Consider the following 15,998-nt stretch of genomic DNA (forward strand, 5'->3'; position numbering starts at 1 on the left):
ACCGGTGTCCACTTCGCTCGAAAACGCTTTAAAGGAGTTGTCCGATGACCGCTCATGTCGAAGTCATGGATTTGGTCGCGCAGATGAAGTCGGCCGAACGCACCTTCGTGCTCGCGACGGTAGTGCGGACAGTCTCGGTGACCGCGGCGAAGGCCGGCGCGAAGGCGATCATCGCGCCTGACGGCACCATCGTCGCGGGCTGGATCGGCGGCGGTTGCGCACGAGCCGCTGTGCTGAAGGCGGCGCGCGAGGCGCTGGCCGACGGCGCACCGCGGATGGTGTCAGTGCAGCCGCAGGACCTGCTCGCCGAACTCGGCGTCAAGGCCGGCGAGAGCCGCGAGGGCATACGCTTTGCCAGTAATATGTGCCCGAGCAAGGGCACCATGGATATTTTCGTCGAGCCGGTGCTGCCGCATCCCTCGCTCATCATCCTTGGCGCGAGCCCGGTGGCGCTGTCGCTGGCCACGCAGGCGCGCACGCTCGGCTATCACGTCACGCTGGCCGCACCAGCCGCGGATGTTCCCGCCCAGCCGGATGCCGACGAGCGGATCGACGGCTTCCAGCTCGGCGAATTGAACGACGCGAAGCGTTTCATCGTGGTGTCGACGCAAGGAAAGGGCGACGAAGCCGCGTTGCGCGCGGCGGTCGCGATCGATGCCTGCTATCACGCCTTCGTCGGCAGCCGCCGCAAGATGGCTTCGCTGCGCGCCAAGCTGATCGGCGAGGGGGTGGCCTCTTCGCTAGTGGATCGGGTCAAGGCGCCGGCCGGCCTCGACCTCGGCGCCATCACGCCGGAGGAGATCGCGATGTCGATCCTCGCCGAGATCACGATCGAACGGCGGCGCGGCCAGCGCTTGCCGGTTTCCGCCTGAAGTCACGGAGTAACCGATCATGCAGATGAACGACAGCCAGCGTATCCCCGCGTCGAAGGAGAAGGTGTGGGCGATGCTGAACGATCCCGCGGTGCTCAAGGAGTGCATTCCCGGCTGCGAGGCGCTGGAGATGACGTCGCCGACCGAGATGACGGCGACCGTCGTCATCAAGGTCGGGCCCGTGAAGGCGTCCTTCGGTGGCAAGGTGACGCTGTCCGATCTCGATCCGCCGAACAGTTATCGCATCTCGGGCCAAGGCTCCGGCGGCGTCGCCGGCTTCGCCAAGGGCGGCGCGACGGTGCGGCTGGAGGCGGAGAGTGCCGATGTCACGGTGCTGCATTACGAGGTCGATGCGCAGATCGGCGGCAAGCTTGCGCAACTCGGCTCGCGGCTGATCGACTCCACGGCAAAGAAGCTCGCCGGTGAATTCTTCACGCGCTTTGCCGTTGCGGCAGGCGGGACATCGGATGCAGCGCAGCCGGAAGCCGGCGAGAAGAAGGGCTGGATCGCAAGACTGCGCGCGCAGAACCCGTAGGGTGGGCCAAGGCGCATCAGCGCCGTCCCACCATCTCGCGTTTCGCTCGTGACAGTAGGCACGCTTCGCTTTGCCCACCCTACGCTGTCCCGGGTCAAGCCCGGGACGACATGCACGCGCTGTCATCCCGGATCAGAAGTTCACCGCGATCTCGGCAAGGCGGCGATGGGCGTTCTCGCGCGCGGTCCGAATCGCGTCGGCCAGACCGGTGGTCGGGCCGATCGGCACGAAGCGGACGCTGCTGATGCCGATGAAGCGAAGGGCCTCGCGCAAGTACGGCGTCGCCATATCGATGCGTCCGCGATTCATGCCGGTGACGAAGTCGCTGCCACTTGCGAGGATGACGAGCGTCGGCCGGTCCGTGAGCAGGGGCAGATAGCCCCGCGACGGATCGAAGCGGAACGTCAGGCCGGGTTGGATGATTACATCGAGCCACTGTTTCAGCTTGTAGGGAACGCCGAAATTCCACATCGGCGTCGAGATCAGCACGCGGTCGGCAAGCGCGAGGCGGAGCGCGATGCGCTCGGCGGCGGCGAAGCCGTCACGCTGCGCGTCCGTGAAGGCCTGGCCCTTCAGGCGGGCGTATTTGGCGTCGAGGATCGCGCCGGAAAATTCCGGCAGGTGATCGCGCCAGAGATCCATCAGATCGATGTCCCAGTCCGGCCGAATTTTGCGAAAACGGTCGAGGAAGACGCGTGCACCGGCGGCCGATTCCGAATCGGCGCGCGGCGAGCAGGCGAGATGAAGGAGTTTTGCCACCTCCTTGCGCCTTTCATCCCAGGGCCTTGATGACGGTGTCGACGTTGGTCACGACGGCGACGTTCTGCAGCGCGAAGTTGATCGACGCGTTGTGCCAGTCCGCGTTCATGGTCGAGCAGCAATCCTCCGGCACGATCATGAAGTAGCCCTTGTCGGCGCCAGTGCGGGCGGTGTGCTCGACCGACATGTTGGTCCAGGCGCCGGTATTGATGATCATGTCGCGGCCGGTGGCTTTCAGGATGGTTTCGAGCCGCGTGCCCTCCCAGGCGCTCATGCGCATCTTCTCGACGACGAAATCGCCCGCGCGCGGCTCGAGCCCGGACACGGGCGCCGCGCCCCAACTGCCGCGCACCATCGCCTTGCTGTCGACGAGGCCTTCGAACAGCGGCGCATTCAGCGTGACGCCCGGCGCGCCCGGCTCGACGATGAACCAGACATGGATGATGACGACGCCGCGGGAGCGCGCGACTTCCGCAAGCCGGCGGACATTGTCGACGACGTGCTGCTGCCGCGCATGCGCCGGCGCGCCTGATTCCGCGAATGCACCGCCGTCCATGATTACGTCGTTCTGCAGATCCTGGATGATCATCGCGCAGCGCTGCGGATCAAGCCGCATGTCGCCATTGGTCAGGTTGGGGGCAGGGACCGAAGAGGCCGCAGTAGCGCCGCCGCGCCTGCCACTCATATAAGGCTCGTGGCGCGGACCGACCTTGGTCGGGATCGCGTAGACCGAGTGGGTCGCGGTCAGGTAGAGCGTGCGGAAATCTGCGCCGCCCCAGGTGAGATTGGCGACAAGCTCGGGCAGACGCACCTTGCCGAGCAACTCGCCATTGCGCGAATAGACCCAGACGCCGCCGGGCGCGCTGACCCAGACATTGCCGTGCTGGTCGCATTTCATGCCGTCGGGCACGCCGGGCTCGAACTCGGAACGGATGCCGCTGGCAAAGACGCGCGGATTGGATAGCGCGCCGTCGGCTTCGACGTCGAAGGCGCGGATCACCGCCTGCACGGTGTCGTTGACATAGAGCACGCGCTCATCCGGCGAGAAGCAGAGTCCATTCGGCTGCTCGAACAAATTGCGGTCGACAAGCAGGCGGAGCGCGCCGCCACCGGGCGGCACGCGATAGACGCCCTGGAAACCGAGCTGGCGCGGCCGTTCGACGCCATAGACCGGCATGCGGCCGTACCAAGGATCGGAGAAATAGATCGCGCCGCTCGAATGGACGCAGACGTCGTTCGGACTGTTGAGCTCCTGGTTCTCGAAGTGCGAGGCGAGCACCTCGCGGCGTCCATCCGGCCGCTCGCGGATCAGCGAGGAGGTGGCATGCTCGCAGACGATCAGGTTCAGGTCGGCGTCATAGGTCATGCCGTTGCATTTGTTCGAGGGACGCCTGACCTCGACGACGCCACGCCGTGCATCCCAGCGTCGGCGCACGTCGGCCGGCATGTCGGAGAACAACAGATAATGATCGGTCGGATGCCAGATCGGCCCTTCAGTGAACTCGAAGCCCGTGCCCACCTGGCCGACCGGCGCATAGGGATCGATCAGGTTTTCGAATTCCGGCCGCAGGGTGACGTGCGTCATCGGCTGAAGTCCTTTTGAGCTCACGCCGGGAACCAGTGGCGCTCCGGCAGGCTCTGCACGATGGGGCCGGGGACCTGGTCGTGCAGCCGGCCGACCACCGCGCCGCCTTCGATCTTGGCCGGCCGGTCGTGCACCGGGAGCAGATAACGCGAGCCGCTGAGCAGCTTCTTGATCGCGGCTTTCTCCGCGCGCTTGCTGGTGCCGTGGTTGCCGGTCGTGCGCGGCTCCCAGTCATGGATCTCGTTGAAGGGCGTCACGATCTGGTCGTTGAAGTCATAGATCACGTCGCCGCAGATCGTGGCGATGCCGTCGGCGGTGTGGACATGGATGTTCATCGAGCCTTCGGTGTGGGCATTGGCCGCGTCGCAATAGACGCCGGGCATCAGTTCGATCGGGCCCGTGATCTCGAGATCGAGGAAGCGCAGCGCGCCCTTGGTGTGCAGCCGGTCGACCAGATGCTTGATGTCGGGCGCGGGATATTGCGGATGCATCAGGCCCGACACGGAATATTCCAGCTCGCGGCGATTAAGGACAACCGTGGTGTTCATTGGAAACAGGTCGTCCTTGCCGGCATGGTCGATGTGAAGATGGGTGTGGCAGACGAAGCGCACGTCGCCCATGCGCACGCCGTGACGGGCGAGCTGGTTCTCGATCATGTTCTCATGGAACTGCAGGCCGCGCATGCCCAGCGTCTCCATGATCTGGTTGGAGCGATAGCCGGTGTCGACCACGACAGGATAGGGACCGCCGAGGATCAGGAAGCCGAGCGTCAGCACGCGCCGGGTGCGGCCGCAGTCGCGCCCGAGCACGAGGAAGCTCGACTCCAATTCGATATCGCCATAGTCCAGGATCTTGATTTCCAACGGCATCCATTCCCTCCCGATTGATCTTTGTCTTGTGCGGCGATCTCTTGTGCCGTCACGGATTGATGCGATAGACGCGCATCGCGGTGGCCCTGAAGAGCGCGTCGCGCTGCTCGCCTCGAAGCTGCACCGTGGCGGCGCGATAGGTCGCGATCAGTTCGCGATAGCTGGTCCAGAGTTTCTCGATCGGAAAATTCGAGCCGAACAGGCAGCGCTCGGCACCGAAGATATTGACGGTGTCCTCGATGATCCCACGGATATGCGTGAGGTCGTTGCGATGGATGAAGGTGCCGAGCCCCGAAAGTTTCGAGACCACATTCGGGCGGCTTGCCAGCCTCGCCATGCCGGCGCGCCAGGCGGCGCGGCCTTCCGCCGTCAGGTCCTCCAGCATGCCGGCGTGTTGCAGGACGAAGGTCACGTTGGGGCAGGCTTCGGCAAGGCCGGCGGCATCGGCCATCTGCGGCGCGAACACCTGCAGGTCAAAACTCCAGCCGTAGTCGGCGAGCCGCGCGACGTTGCGGCGGATCATCGGATCGGCGCAGAGGTCGGCGCGTGCGGCGAAACGGTGGAGCGGGTTTTCATGCCAGTGCAGTTGCATGCGCACGCCGCGCACCAGCGGATAGCGCGCGAGGCGATCGAGTTGCGGGCGCACATCGCTGGCAGAGAAGTCGGCATAGGCGACGATGGCATGTGGCCAGCCGTGCTCGCCCGCCGTCTGCTGCACCCAGGCGGTCTCGTCCTCGAAGCGATCAGTGGGCCAGTTGGTCTGGACATAGACCGAGCGGATCACGCCGGTGCCGGCGAGATCGTCGAGATATTCGCGGATCGGATAGTCGCGGCGGATCGGCTCATAGGGGCCGAAGATGCGCGGCTGCATCGGGCCGGACAGCCAGGCGAGATCCGCCTGCCGCCAGATGTGGTGGTGGGCGTCGACAATGTCGGTCATGCGGCTCTCCTTCCTCCGAGCGACAACAGATGCGATACGACGGCGGCGCTCGACCCGCCGTCGGAGAGATCATCGACGAAACGCTCGATCGCGATCAGCGCTTCGGTCTGCGGCTTGAAGCCGGGTCCGCTCGCAAGCGGCGTCAGCCAGCTCAAGGACCACGCGCGTCGCGACAATTTGGCGACCGCGTCGCGCAACGCGGAGACATCGCCGCGCTCCAATCCGTCGGAGACAACGATCACGGCGGCGCCACGCGCGTAGCCGCCGAACCGCGGCACGGCGAGGAACGCCTGCAAGGCGTCGCCGATGCGGGTGCCGCCGTCCCAGTCGCTGACGAGATGCGCGGCCGCATTCAGCGCCTGCTCGCGGCGCTTTAGCCGCAGCGCGCGGGTGACGCGCGTCAGCCTGGTGCCGAAGGTGAACACTTCGACATTGCGCGTGGCCTGCATGAGCGCGTGGGCGAGTTTCATGTTCTCCTCGGTGCGCACTTTCATCGAGCCGGAGACGTCGATCAGGAGCAGGATTTTGCGCGGACGCAAGCGCCGCTTCAGATGCCCGAGCCGCAGCACCTCGCCGTCGTTGCGCACGCTGTCGCGCAAGGTGCGGCGGATATCGGCGAAGGGCCCGCGGCGCGCGCGCATTCGCCGGTGGCCACGACGGCGCGGCAGCCGCCGCGGCGCTTCGCGCGCGAGCCGGCGCAGCACGTCGCTGGTGGTGCCCTGCGCGAAGCGCCGCTCGACCAGGGCTTCCGTGCGGGCAGCGGTGAGGCCGGATTCGTTGGCCTCGTCGGCGAGCGGCGGTTCGTCCTCGCCGCGGCCTTCTTCCTGCAGGCGGACGATCTCCTCGTCCTCGCCCTCGGCCCGCTCGATCGTTTCGGCACCGCGGAAATGGATATCGAACAGCCGGTCATAGGTCGCGCGCCGCTCCGGCGGCGGCGCCAGCGTCGCGAGACCCGCGCGGCGGATGTCCTCTAGGCTGCGCGGCCCGAGCAGTGCGATGGCGGCGAGGAAGGCGGTGGTCTGTTCCGGCGCGACCGCGAAGCCGTTGCCGCGGAGCAGCGCGACAAAGGAGACGAATACCTGTGCGGCTCGTGGCAGCGGCAATTCGTCGTTCACGCAGCAGCCTCCGCTATCAGTGCGTCGAGTCGCGGCGAGATGAAATGCAGATCCTCCTCATCCTTCAGCGCGACGCCGATCGATCGCTTGAACGCATCCGGCCAGCGCGCACCGCCCTTGTGCAGCAGCGTGGCAGCCTCCGCCCAGTCGACGGCCTCGGCGATGCCGGGCACCTTGCTCAGGGGTTCGCGCCTGAGTTTTTCGACCGCGGCGACGACGGCACGGGCGGTCGATTCGGCGACGCTGGATGCCCGCATCATCACGATGCGCGCTTCGCGCTCGGCGGTCGGATAGTCGATCCAGTGGTAGACGCAGCGGCGGCGCAGCGCCTCGTGCAGGTCGCGCGTCCGGTTCGAGGTCAGCACCACGACCGGATGTTCCGACGCGCGCACCGTGCCGCGCTCGGGGATGGAGATCTGGAAGTCGGACAGGAATTCGAGCAGGAAGGCCTCGAACTCCTGGTCAGCGCGGTCGATTTCGTCGATCAGCAGCACCGTCGAGTCGGGTGCGCGCAGCGCGGCGAGCATCGGCCGCTCGATCAGGAAGGTCTCGCCATAGATGTCAATGGTCTCGTCACCAGCCTGGCGGATCGCCAGCATCTGGCGCGGATAGTTCCACTCGTAGAGAGCGGCCGCGGCGTCGATGCCCTCATAGCATTGCAGGCGGATCAGTTTGCGGCCGAGCACGGCGGCGATCGCCTTGGCGGCCTCGGTCTTGCCGACGCCGGGAGCGCCTTCCAAGAGCAACGGCTTGCCGAGCGCGAGCGAAAGATAGGCTGATGTCGCGATACCATCATCGGCGAGATAGTAGGCCGCGCGCAGCGCCTTCTCCAGCGCTTCCGGCGAGTCGATGCCGACGATGTTGCTGCGGACCGGCATGTGTCCTGCCTCTAGCGCCGCGCCTGCGGCCGCGCGCCGCCCTGCGCCTTGATCGCGCGCAATACGCGTTCCGGCGTGATCGGCAATTCGTTGATGCGGACGCCGACGGCGTTGAAGATCGCGTTCGCCACGGCCGGGAGCACCGGATTGGCGCACATTTCGCCCGGACCCTTGGCGCCGAACGGCCCATCGGCCGCAGGGCGCTCCAGCACCGCGATATCGTGCGGGCAGATGTCGCCGGGCCCCGGCATGAGGTATTCGACGAAGTCGCGCGGCCCGTGGCTCGGGTCGGGATAATAGGGCTCTGGCGTCTCGTAGAGTGCGTGGCTGATGCCCATCCAGGCGCCGCCGACCAGTTGCTGCTCGACCAGCCGTGGATTGAGGGCTCGGCCGAGCTCGTAGGCGCTGTCCATGCGGACCATCGCAACTTCGCCGGTCTCGTCGTCGACTTCGACCTCGGCGACCAGGCAGGCATGCGCGTAACATGTCGCGGGCGACATCTCGCCGGTTTCAGGATCGACGTCGGACAGCGGCACCAGGAAGATGCCACGGCCGGAGATCGTCTTGCCCTGCTTGAACTGTGCGGCGATCGCGACGTCCTTGGTCGAGATGGAACGGTGCGGTGCGCCCTTGACGTGGATGTTGCCGCGACCGTCGGTTTCGAGATCAGCCGCGTTCACCTCCAGCTCCTCGGCTGCCGCCTCCATCATCACGCCGCGTGCCTCACGTGCGGCCATCATCACTGCATTGCCGACGCGATGGGTACCGCGGGAGGCAAACGAGCCCATGCAATGGGGGCCGGTGTCGGAATCGGCGGTGTCGACATAGACGTCCTCGACCGGCACGCCGAGCGTCTCCGCGCAGATCTGCCGCGTCACCGACTTCATGCCCTGGCCGAGATCGATCGAGGATAGCGCCACCGTGAACTTGCCGCTGGGATTGGAATGAACCAGCGCCTGGCTGGGATCGCCGCCGAGATTCATCCCGATCGGGTAGTTGATCGACGCGATGCCGCGTCCGCGATGCCTGGTCATGGTCAGCGCCTCCTGGTGCCGAAGACGGAGGAGAAGCGGGCCGCGCCATGCGACGGCGCCAGCGGCCGCGGGGGAGGGGGCGGTGGTGGCGATGGCGGCTCGCGCGAGGTGGCGGGCGCGCGGTCATAGGTCGTCCGTTGTTGCGACGGCGCCGTTGCCGGCGCGTAGGACTCGCGCGGCGTCGGCGGAATCGCGGCGCGGCTGCCGCCGCCTTCCTTACGCGAGGAGGCGCGCTTGAACTCCTCGCGGATCGGCCATTTGGCCTTCTCGGCGGCGACCTGGACGCATTCGATCAGCGCGGTGTTCTTGGCTTCGCGGCGATGCGCCTTCATGTCGCCGTCGCGATAGGCGTTGAGGATGCGGAACTCCATCGGGTCCATGCCGACGAGATGCGCGAGCTTGTCCATCTGGCACTCGATCGCGAAATCCATCGCGGTGACGCCGAACCCGCGCATCGCGGTTGCCGGCGTGCGGTTGGTGAAGACGCAATAGACGTCGCCATAGACATTGGGGATCGTGTATGGGCCCGGCAGATGCGCGGCGCATTTGACGGCGGCATAACTCGACAGTCGCGTATAGGCGCCGCTATCGAAATAGGCGCGGATCTTGCGCGCTACGATCCGCCCGTCACGCATCACGCCGTCCTTGATGTAGATGCGCTCGGCCCCGCGCGGTGGACCATATTGCATCTCTTCCTCGCGCCCGAACAGGTAGCGCACCGGACGCCCCGTCAGCATGGCGCCGAGGATAGAGAGCGGTTCGGTGAGCGTATCGACCTTGCCGCCGAAACCCCCGCCCACGGTGCCGCCGATGAAATGGAAGGTGTTCGAGGGCACGTCGAGAATCTTCGCGCAGGTGTCGAGCGAGAAGAACAACGCCTGGGTCGAGGTGTAGACGATGTAGCGGCCGTTGGTGTCGGGTGCGGCGATCGAGCCATTGGTCTCGGTCGGCGCGTGCTCGATCGGCGACATCTGGTAGCGCTGCTCCAGCACGTGATCGGCCGCGGCGAGGCCGCGCTCGACATCGCCAAAGCGCAGCTTCTGGTGATCGTAGACGTCGTGATAGATGAACGCGTTCTTCGGATAGGTGTCGTTGACGACAGGCGCGCCGGGCTTCAGCGCGTCCTCGACGTCTAGCACAGCCGGCAGCGGCTCGTAGTCGATCCTGACCTTCGCCATCGCCTCATAGGCCTCGCGCGGGCTGTCGGCGACGATGGCGACGATCGGCTCGCCCTTGTAGCGCACCTTGTCGACCGCGAGCGACGGCTCGTCGTCCTTGCCGAAATTGATCAGGCTGAGCAGGGTGTTGAGATTGCGTGGCACGTCGCTGCCGCGGATGATCCGCCGCACGCCCGCCGAGCGCTCGGCCTCGCTGGTGTCGATGCGGCGCAGCCGCGCATGGGCATGCGTGCTGCGAACCACCTTCAGATGCAGCATGCCCTGCAGCTTGTGGTCATCGAAATAGGTCGAGGTGCCCGTGACATGCCCGAGCATGTCCTGCCGCTGCGTGCCCTTGCCGATCTCCTTCAGATTGTCGTCGCGCTCGTCGGCGAAGATGTCCTTGCGCAGTTCCAGCATGGCCTCTTCCTTTACGCGCGGGCGCGGCCACCCGAGGCGGCGGCCAGCACGGCATTGATGATGGGTTCGTAGCCGGTGCACCGGCAGATATTGCCCGAGATCGCCTCGACGACCGCGGCGCGGCTCGGCTGCGGGTTGCGGTCGAGTAAGGCCTTGGCGGCCATCAGCATGCCCGGCGTGCAGTAACCGCATTGGGCGGCGAAGTTGTCGGCGAAGGCGCGCTGCAGCGGATGCAGGTTTGGGCCTTCCTTGATGCCATCGAGCGTCTCCACGGAGCGACCGGCGACCGTCTCGGCCAGGGTCAGGCAGGAGAGATGCAACTCGCCGTCGATCAGGATGCTGCAGGCGCCGCAGCCGCCCTGGCCGCAGCCGAATTTCGGTGTCATGTCGCCGATCAATTCGCGCAGCGCGACCAGAAGATTGGTGCCGCCGTCGACGAAGATCGCGACGTCGCGGCCGTTGTGTTGGAATTGTAGGGCGGTCTTGGCCATGGTGATCCTATTCCTGACCGGACAGCAAACGTCGGAGATGAACGCCGACGACCTCGCGTCGGTACCAGCCGGAGGCGAGCGCATTATCGGCGGGCGCGATGCCCTCGACCGCAGCAGCGGTGGCGGCGCTGATCGTCGCAGCATCGAGCGTGCGTCCTTCGAGGGCTCGCTCAGCGGCGCGGGCGCGGATTTGTGTCGGCGCCATCGAGCCGAGCGCGATGCGCGCGCCGGCGATGCGGCCGCTGCTGACGGGAAGATGCGCCGCGAGCGTGATCACGGCGCCGCCCTTCGGCTTGATGCGGGCGATCTTGCGATAGCGAAACGCATCCGCGCTCGCGGGCTTCTGAAAGGAAACCGAAAGCACGAGCGTGCCGGTCTGCCGCTCGCGCGTCTGCAGGAATTCCTCGATCGGCATGTCGCGGCTGCCGAGGCCGCCCTGCACGGAAACGACGGCGTCGAGCGCGAGCAACGCGACGGTGAAGTCGCCATATGGGATAGATGCAAAGAGATTGCCGCCGACCGTGCCCATGTTGCGCACCGCCGGTCCGCCGATCGAGCGGGCCGCGGCGTGCAGGAAGCCGAGATCGCGCTCGGCGAGAATACGGGCAAAGGTGACGCCGGCCCCGATAATGATGCGGGAGCCGGTCGCATCGATCCGCGTCAGCGCATGGTCGCTGGCGCGCACGATGGTGGAGATCGAGATGTCGCCCTCGTTCAGTGCGCGCATCACCAGCGTGCCGCCGCCGAGATAGCGAGCGCTGCGGTCCGACGACAGCACAGCGGCTGCCTCGCCGGTGCTGGTGAAAGTCCTTACCGTCACGCTCATGGGCGTTCCTCCGCGCTCATGCAGCCTCCTTCAGATGCCGGCGAATGGCCTCGAAACCGGCCTGGTAGATCTGCTCGGACACCATCTGCGTGATGCTGACGCCATCCTCGGGCCGCGTCGTGAAGCGCGATTCCCAATGCCAGAAGGTGCGATCGCCGTCGGTGACGGGCAACAGGCGGACATGCGCCACATAGTTGAACATCGGGATCGGCGTATCGAGCAGGCAATAGCTGAAGGATTGTTCGAGGTCGGACAGTGCCAGCAACTGCTCGCGCAGCTCCGAGCCGTCCTTGAGCTTGAAGCGCCTGATGCAGCCGATCTTGTCGGCGCTATGTGCGCGCTCGATCGTGCTGGTCGCCACCGCCGGATGCCAGCGGTCGTGTCCGTTGAAATCGCGGAGCACGCCCCACACCGTGTCGGTCGGCGCATCGATGATCGTGCTCTTGACGATATGCGGCACGCTAGCCTCCGAACGCGCGCTTCAGGGCGTCGAAGCCGCCCTGGAACACGCCGCCGCCGATATTGCCGACGAGTTCGGCCTCGCGCTCGGGCGCACAGTCGAACTCGGCGGTCCATTCGAGAAACGTCTGGTCGCCGTCGGTCACCGGCGTCAGCCGCAGCGTCGCGACATAGTTCTCCACGCCCATCGGCGATTCCAGAATCGAGTAGGTGCAGAACATGTCGTAGTCCGACAGTCCCAACAGCTTCTCGCGAATGCGGTCGCCGTTGCGCAGGCGGAAATCCCTGATACATCCGATCTTGTCGGCGGGCTCGCCGCCTTCGATGCGGCTCTCGGCAATTGCCGGGTGCCAGTTCGGCAGGCCGTTGAAGTCGCGCACGCGGGCCCAGACGCGATCGTTGCGGGCGTTGACGACAGTGGAGACATAGACCCTGGCCATGGCGCGTGCTCAGTCCTTCTTGCGCGGGGGGCGCGGCTCGGCCGTGGCCGGGCTTGCGGACGGCTTGGCTTCACCGCTCTTGCGGGTCGCCGACTCCTTGATGCCCTGCATGTCGCGCGCCTCGCGGATCAGGCCGGGCATCTTGGCAAGGCTGCCACCTTCGACGCCGATGTCCGACAGGATCGAATCGATCAGCGGCGCCTGCACGCGGTAGCGTAGCGCGGAGTCGATCACCTCGTCGGTGGCGCTGCGGGAAGAGCCGCCGTTGCCATGGCCGTTGCCATTGAGGCCGTCGACCTGGAGGATGCGGATGCCCTCGATCTTCTCTATCGGCTTGACGCTCTCGCGCACGATGCCCTCGATGCGGTCGAGCAGCTTGCGGCGGAACAGCGAGTAGCGCGCCTGGTCGGTGAGCACGTTCTCGGCCTCGTTGAGCAGCCGCTGCGCTTCGGCCTCCACGGCGGCGCGCACCCGCTCGGCTTCGGCGGCAATCCGCGTCTCCTCGGCCTGCTTCTCGGCGAGCAGCACCTCCACCGTCTTGCGACGCCGTGCGATCTCGCTCTCGCGCGCGGTGACGACGCGCTCGGCGGCTTCGGTCGCGCGCACCCGCGCATCTTCCGCCGCCACCTTGGCTGCGGATTCTTCCAGGGATTTCTGATAGAGGGCGATCGCCTTCTCCATCAAGGCGGTCTCGACGTCCTTCTCGCGACCAACCTCGAGTCGGCGCAGGTCGCGCTCGCGGCCGATCCTGGCCTCGTCGAGGCCGCGGTCTGAGGCGATGCGGGCGCGCTCGACCTCCTCGCGGGAGGCGATCTCGGCCTCCTGCAGCGACTGGACGCGGGCGATCTCGAGCTGCTCGATGGCGCGGCGGCGTTCTAGCCGCGCTGCCTCCAGCGCCTGCTCGCGCGAGACATCGGTGGTCTCGACTTCCTTACGCGCCACTATCTCCGCCTGCTTGATCTGGCGGTCGGCATCGATGCGCTCGGAGCGTTTGGCGGCGAGCGCGATCACGCGCTCCTCGTCGGCAATTTCTATCGTCTTCTTCTGGTCGATATTGAGCACCTCGCGAGTCCTGGAGGAGGCGATCCGCTCGGACTCCAGCGCAAGCTCCACTCCGATGCGCTGGCGCTCGATTGCATCGCGTCGCTTGAGGTCTGCCGCCTCGATGGCCTCGGTGCGCGCGATCTCGAGGGCGCGCGTCTCGCGTTCGGCCTGGATGCGCTCGGCCGCAACAGCCTTCTCCTGCGCGATCCTTGCGGCCTCGATCGCCTCGCGCGAGGCGATGTCGGCTTCCTCGACGGCGCGGTTGCGCGCGATCTCCAGCGAGCGGATGCGTTCCTCCTGGGCGATACGGGAGGCCTCGGTGGTTTCACGCGCGGTGATGCCGGCGACTTCCAGCGCCTGGTTGCGCTCGATCTCCAATTGCCGCGTATTCTGCTCGGCGGCGATCCTCTCGGCCGCGAGAGTGCGCTCGCGGGCAATACGCGCGGCTTCGACGGCGCGCTGCGCCTCGATCTCGGCTTCCTGGATGGCGCGAACCTGCTGGATCTCCAGTGCCCGGGTGCGTTCGTCCGAGGAGATGCGCTCGAGATTGACGGTCATGGTCTGGGTGATGCGCGCCTTCTCGGTCGCTTCCCGCGCCGCGATCTCGGCTTCCTCGACCGTGCGCGTGCGCTCGATCTCGCGCCGCCGGGTCTCTTCCTCGTTGGCGATGCGCGCATCGGTCACGACGCGATCCTGCTGGATGCGCGCCTTCTCGATCGCTTCGCGCGCCGCGATTTCGGCTTCTTCCACCGTGCGCATGCGCTCGATCTCGCGCTGGCGCACTTCGCGCTCGGAGGCGATCCGTGCGGTATCGACGGAACGCTGATTGGCGATACGTGCCTTCTCGATCGCCTCGCGCGCGGTGATCTGGGCCTGCTCGGCCTCGCTCTCGCGGAGCGCACGTTCGCGCGCCACTTCAGTGCGCTGCAGGGCGCGGCGCATCTCGATGTCGCGCTCCTGCTCCAGCCGCGCGGTCTCGCTCTCGCGCTCGATCTCGAGCGCCTGCCGTTCGGCCTCCAGGTTGCGGGAGCGGATCTTGATCATCGAGTCCTGTTCGATGTCGTTGCGCAGCTTGCGCTTGGCCTCGATGTCCTCCATCAGACGGGTGAGACCTTCGGCATCGAAGCGGTTCGACGGGTTGAAAAACTCGAGGTCGGTCTGGTCGAGGTCGGTGATCGCAACGGATTCGAGCTCGAGGCCGTTCTGGGCCAGCGCTTCGGCCGCCGCGGCCTTGACGCGGGCGACATATTCGCCGCGCTGCTCGTGCATCTGCTCCATCGTCATTTCCGACGCGACCGAACGGATGGCGGAGACGAATTTGCCGGAGAGCAGCGTATGAAGTTGTTCCGGCTCCATGGTGCGGCGGCCAAGCGTGGCGGCGGCGATCGAGACGGCTTCACGGGTGGGCTGCACGCGGACGTAAAAATCCGCCTCGATATCGACGCGCATGCGGTCGCGGGTGATGACGGCATCCTGCCTGGAGCGCACGATCCCCATCGGCAGAACGTTCATGTTGACCGGCGTGTAGTCGTGGATGAAAGGCAGCACGAAGGCGCCGCCATTGATCACGACACGCTCGCCGAGGAAGCCGGTGCGGACGAAGGACACCTCTTTCGACGAGCGGTGATAGAGCCAGTTGACGATGTAAACGATGACGACGATCGCGATGATTGCGACGATGAGCCAGAGGATCAATTCGCCAATGAGCATCCCTGACATCTTAACCTCCCTTGCTCGGCGCTAGCGTGCGCCGATCGCCTTGAACCTGCGTACCTGATCTGTCAGTGCCCGCTCGACCGGCAGGCGCTCCATCGAGGAAGCGCCATAGAAGCCGTGGCATTTGCGGGTCTTCTTCATGATGAAATCAGCGTCGGCGGGGTCCGCGATCGGGCCACCATGCGCGAGCACGAGGATGTGCGGATTGACGCTGAGCGCGGCCTCGGCCCAGGCATCGATGCGGGCCGGACAATCCTCGAGCTTGAGCGCGGTCTGCGCGCCGATCGAGCCGCCGGTGGTCAGGCCGAGATGGCAGACGATGATATCGGCGCCGGCGATCGCCATGGCCGCCGCTTCCGTCTCGCTGAAGACGTAGGGCGTCGTCAGCATGTCCTTGTCGTGGGCTTTGGCAATCATCTCGATCTCCAGCGCATAGGACATGCCGGTTTCCTCGAGATTGGCGCGGAAGGTGCCGTCGATCAGGCCGACGGTCGGAAAGTTCTGTACGCCGGAGAATCCGAGCGCCTTGAGCTGGTCAAGGAACAGATCCATGTCGCGAAACGGATCGGTGCCGTTGACGCCGGCGAGCACCGGCGTTTTGGTCACGACCGGCAGCACTTCGCCCGCCATCTCGAGCACGATCGCATTGGCGTCGCCATAGGGCATGAGGCCAGCAAGCGAGCCGCGGCCCGCCATGCGGTAGCGCCCGGAATTGTAGATCACGATCAGGTCGACGCCGCCGGCCTCCTCGCACTTGGCCGAGAGTCCGGTGCCGGCGCCACCGCCGACGATCGGCTCGCCCCTGGCCGCCATGTCGCGAAACTTCTTGAGCAGCGCCGCACGTTCAAACCTGGCCAT

General features: G+C 66.2%; 16 protein-coding genes. 2 read left to right on the forward strand and 14 right to left on the reverse strand.

Annotation, left to right across the window (positions count from 1 at the left end; translation table 11 throughout):
* The first annotated feature begins 44 nt into the window (after window positions 1-44).
* Both K288_RS0106765 and K288_RS44910 read left to right on the forward strand, forming a co-directional pair.
* Entirely contained in the window at window positions 45-872 is an 828-nt protein-coding gene (locus K288_RS0106765) for an XdhC/CoxI family protein (protein ID WP_027578842.1), read from the forward strand.
* A gap of 19 nt (window positions 873-891) precedes the next feature.
* Window positions 892-1,407, forward strand: a complete 516-nt coding sequence (locus K288_RS44910) for a carbon monoxide dehydrogenase subunit G (RefSeq protein ID WP_051334397.1) — start codon at window positions 892-894, stop codon at window positions 1,405-1,407.
* A gap of 132 nt (window positions 1,408-1,539) precedes the next feature.
* Here K288_RS44910 and K288_RS0106775 read toward each other — a convergent pair whose 3' ends face one another.
* From K288_RS0106775 to K288_RS0106840, 14 genes are read right to left on the reverse strand one after another with little or no spacing between them, the layout of a single operon-like run.
* Complete coding sequence (locus K288_RS0106775; protein WP_027578843.1) at window positions 1,540-2,166, reverse strand: NAD(P)H-dependent oxidoreductase; 627 nt, start codon at window positions 2,164-2,166, stop codon at window positions 1,540-1,542.
* A 13-nt stretch (window positions 2,167-2,179) separates the two neighbouring features.
* On the reverse strand, window positions 2,180-3,751 hold the full coding sequence (locus K288_RS0106780) for an isochorismatase family protein (protein ID WP_027578844.1): 1,572 nt from the start codon (window positions 3,749-3,751) through the stop codon (window positions 2,180-2,182).
* Between the two features lie 20 nt (window positions 3,752-3,771).
* Window positions 3,772-4,620: an MBL fold metallo-hydrolase gene (locus K288_RS0106785; protein ID WP_027578845.1), complete on the reverse strand. Its 849-nt coding sequence runs from the start codon at window positions 4,618-4,620 to the stop codon at window positions 3,772-3,774.
* Window positions 4,621-4,669: 49 nt separating this feature from the next.
* Window positions 4,670-5,560: an amidohydrolase family protein gene (locus tag K288_RS0106790; protein WP_027578846.1), complete on the reverse strand. Its 891-nt coding sequence runs from the start codon at window positions 5,558-5,560 to the stop codon at window positions 4,670-4,672.
* Complete coding sequence (locus tag K288_RS0106795; protein WP_027578847.1) at window positions 5,557-6,675, reverse strand: VWA domain-containing protein; 1,119 nt, start codon at window positions 6,673-6,675, stop codon at window positions 5,557-5,559. Before K288_RS0106795 ends, K288_RS0106790 begins: the two co-directional genes overlap by 4 nt.
* Window positions 6,672-7,553, reverse strand: coding sequence for a MoxR family ATPase (locus tag K288_RS0106800; protein ID WP_027578848.1), 882 nt, complete (start codon window positions 7,551-7,553; stop codon window positions 6,672-6,674). Before K288_RS0106800 ends, K288_RS0106795 begins: the two co-directional genes overlap by 4 nt.
* Before the next feature lie 11 nt (window positions 7,554-7,564).
* The gene (locus K288_RS0106805; protein ID WP_027578849.1) at window positions 7,565-8,587 is read right to left on the reverse strand and encodes a molybdopterin cofactor-binding domain-containing protein; all 1,023 of its coding nucleotides are present in this window, start codon (window positions 8,585-8,587) and stop codon (window positions 7,565-7,567) included.
* A 2-nt stretch (window positions 8,588-8,589) separates the two neighbouring features.
* Window positions 8,590-10,164 (reverse strand): molybdopterin cofactor-binding domain-containing protein, encoded by a 1,575-nt coding sequence (locus K288_RS0106810; protein WP_027578850.1) that lies wholly within the window; start codon window positions 10,162-10,164, stop codon window positions 8,590-8,592.
* An 11-nt stretch (window positions 10,165-10,175) separates the two neighbouring features.
* On the reverse strand, window positions 10,176-10,655 hold the full coding sequence (locus K288_RS0106815) for a (2Fe-2S)-binding protein (protein ID WP_027578851.1): 480 nt from the start codon (window positions 10,653-10,655) through the stop codon (window positions 10,176-10,178).
* Window positions 10,656-10,662: 7 nt separating this feature from the next.
* On the reverse strand, window positions 10,663-11,481 hold the full coding sequence (locus K288_RS0106820) for an FAD binding domain-containing protein (RefSeq protein WP_027578852.1): 819 nt from the start codon (window positions 11,479-11,481) through the stop codon (window positions 10,663-10,665).
* A 16-nt stretch (window positions 11,482-11,497) separates the two neighbouring features.
* Window positions 11,498-11,941 (reverse strand): SRPBCC family protein, encoded by a 444-nt coding sequence (locus K288_RS0106825; protein ID WP_027578853.1) that lies wholly within the window; start codon window positions 11,939-11,941, stop codon window positions 11,498-11,500.
* Between the two features lies 1 nt (window position 11,942).
* Window positions 11,943-12,380 carry an SRPBCC family protein gene (locus K288_RS0106830; protein ID WP_027578854.1) on the reverse strand — a complete coding sequence of 146 codons (438 nt, stop codon included), beginning with the start codon at window positions 12,378-12,380 and terminating at the stop codon, window positions 11,943-11,945.
* 9 nt (window positions 12,381-12,389) lie between these two features.
* On the reverse strand, window positions 12,390-15,143 hold the full coding sequence (locus tag K288_RS0106835; RefSeq protein ID WP_027578855.1) for a flotillin domain-containing protein: 2,754 nt from the start codon (window positions 15,141-15,143) through the stop codon (window positions 12,390-12,392).
* A gap of 21 nt (window positions 15,144-15,164) precedes the next feature.
* Window positions 15,165-15,998, reverse strand: a complete 834-nt coding sequence (locus tag K288_RS0106840; protein WP_027578856.1) for a phosphoenolpyruvate hydrolase family protein — start codon at window positions 15,996-15,998, stop codon at window positions 15,165-15,167.

Origin of the sequence: Bradyrhizobium sp. Ai1a-2 (genome assembly GCF_000426245.1) — a bacterium.
In the GTDB taxonomy this organism is placed as follows: domain Bacteria; phylum Pseudomonadota; class Alphaproteobacteria; order Rhizobiales; family Xanthobacteraceae; genus Bradyrhizobium.

Bases quoted from the DNA above. Each gene is read 5' to 3' on its own strand.
- K288_RS0106765 (WP_027578842.1), top strand. From the start codon at position 45: ATGACCGCTCATGTCGAAGTCATGGATTTGGTCGCGCAGATGAAGTCG.
- K288_RS44910 (WP_051334397.1), top strand. From the start codon at position 892: ATGCAGATGAACGACAGCCAGCGTATCCCCGCGTCGAAGGAGAAGGTG.
- K288_RS0106780 (WP_027578844.1), bottom strand. From the start codon at position 3,751: ATGACGCACGTCACCCTGCGGCCGGAATTCGAAAACCTGATCGATCCC.
- K288_RS0106785 (WP_027578845.1), bottom strand. From the start codon at position 4,620: ATGCCGTTGGAAATCAAGATCCTGGACTATGGCGATATCGAATTGGAG.
- K288_RS0106790 (WP_027578846.1), bottom strand. From the start codon at position 5,560: ATGACCGACATTGTCGACGCCCACCACCACATCTGGCGGCAGGCGGAT.
- K288_RS0106800 (WP_027578848.1), bottom strand. From the start codon at position 7,553: ATGCCGGTCCGCAGCAACATCGTCGGCATCGACTCGCCGGAAGCGCTG.
- K288_RS0106805 (WP_027578849.1), bottom strand. From the start codon at position 8,587: ATGACCAGGCATCGCGGACGCGGCATCGCGTCGATCAACTACCCGATC.
- K288_RS0106810 (WP_027578850.1), bottom strand. From the start codon at position 10,164: ATGCTGGAACTGCGCAAGGACATCTTCGCCGACGAGCGCGACGACAAT.
- K288_RS0106815 (WP_027578851.1), bottom strand. From the start codon at position 10,655: ATGGCCAAGACCGCCCTACAATTCCAACACAACGGCCGCGACGTCGCG.
- K288_RS0106820 (WP_027578852.1), bottom strand. From the start codon at position 11,481: ATGAGCGTGACGGTAAGGACTTTCACCAGCACCGGCGAGGCAGCCGCT.
- K288_RS0106830 (WP_027578854.1), bottom strand. From the start codon at position 12,380: ATGGCCAGGGTCTATGTCTCCACTGTCGTCAACGCCCGCAACGATCGC.
- K288_RS0106835 (WP_027578855.1), bottom strand. From the start codon at position 15,143: ATGTCAGGGATGCTCATTGGCGAATTGATCCTCTGGCTCATCGTCGCA.
- K288_RS0106840 (WP_027578856.1), bottom strand. From the start codon at position 15,998: ATGGCCAGGTTTGAACGTGCGGCGCTGCTCAAGAAGTTTCGCGACATG.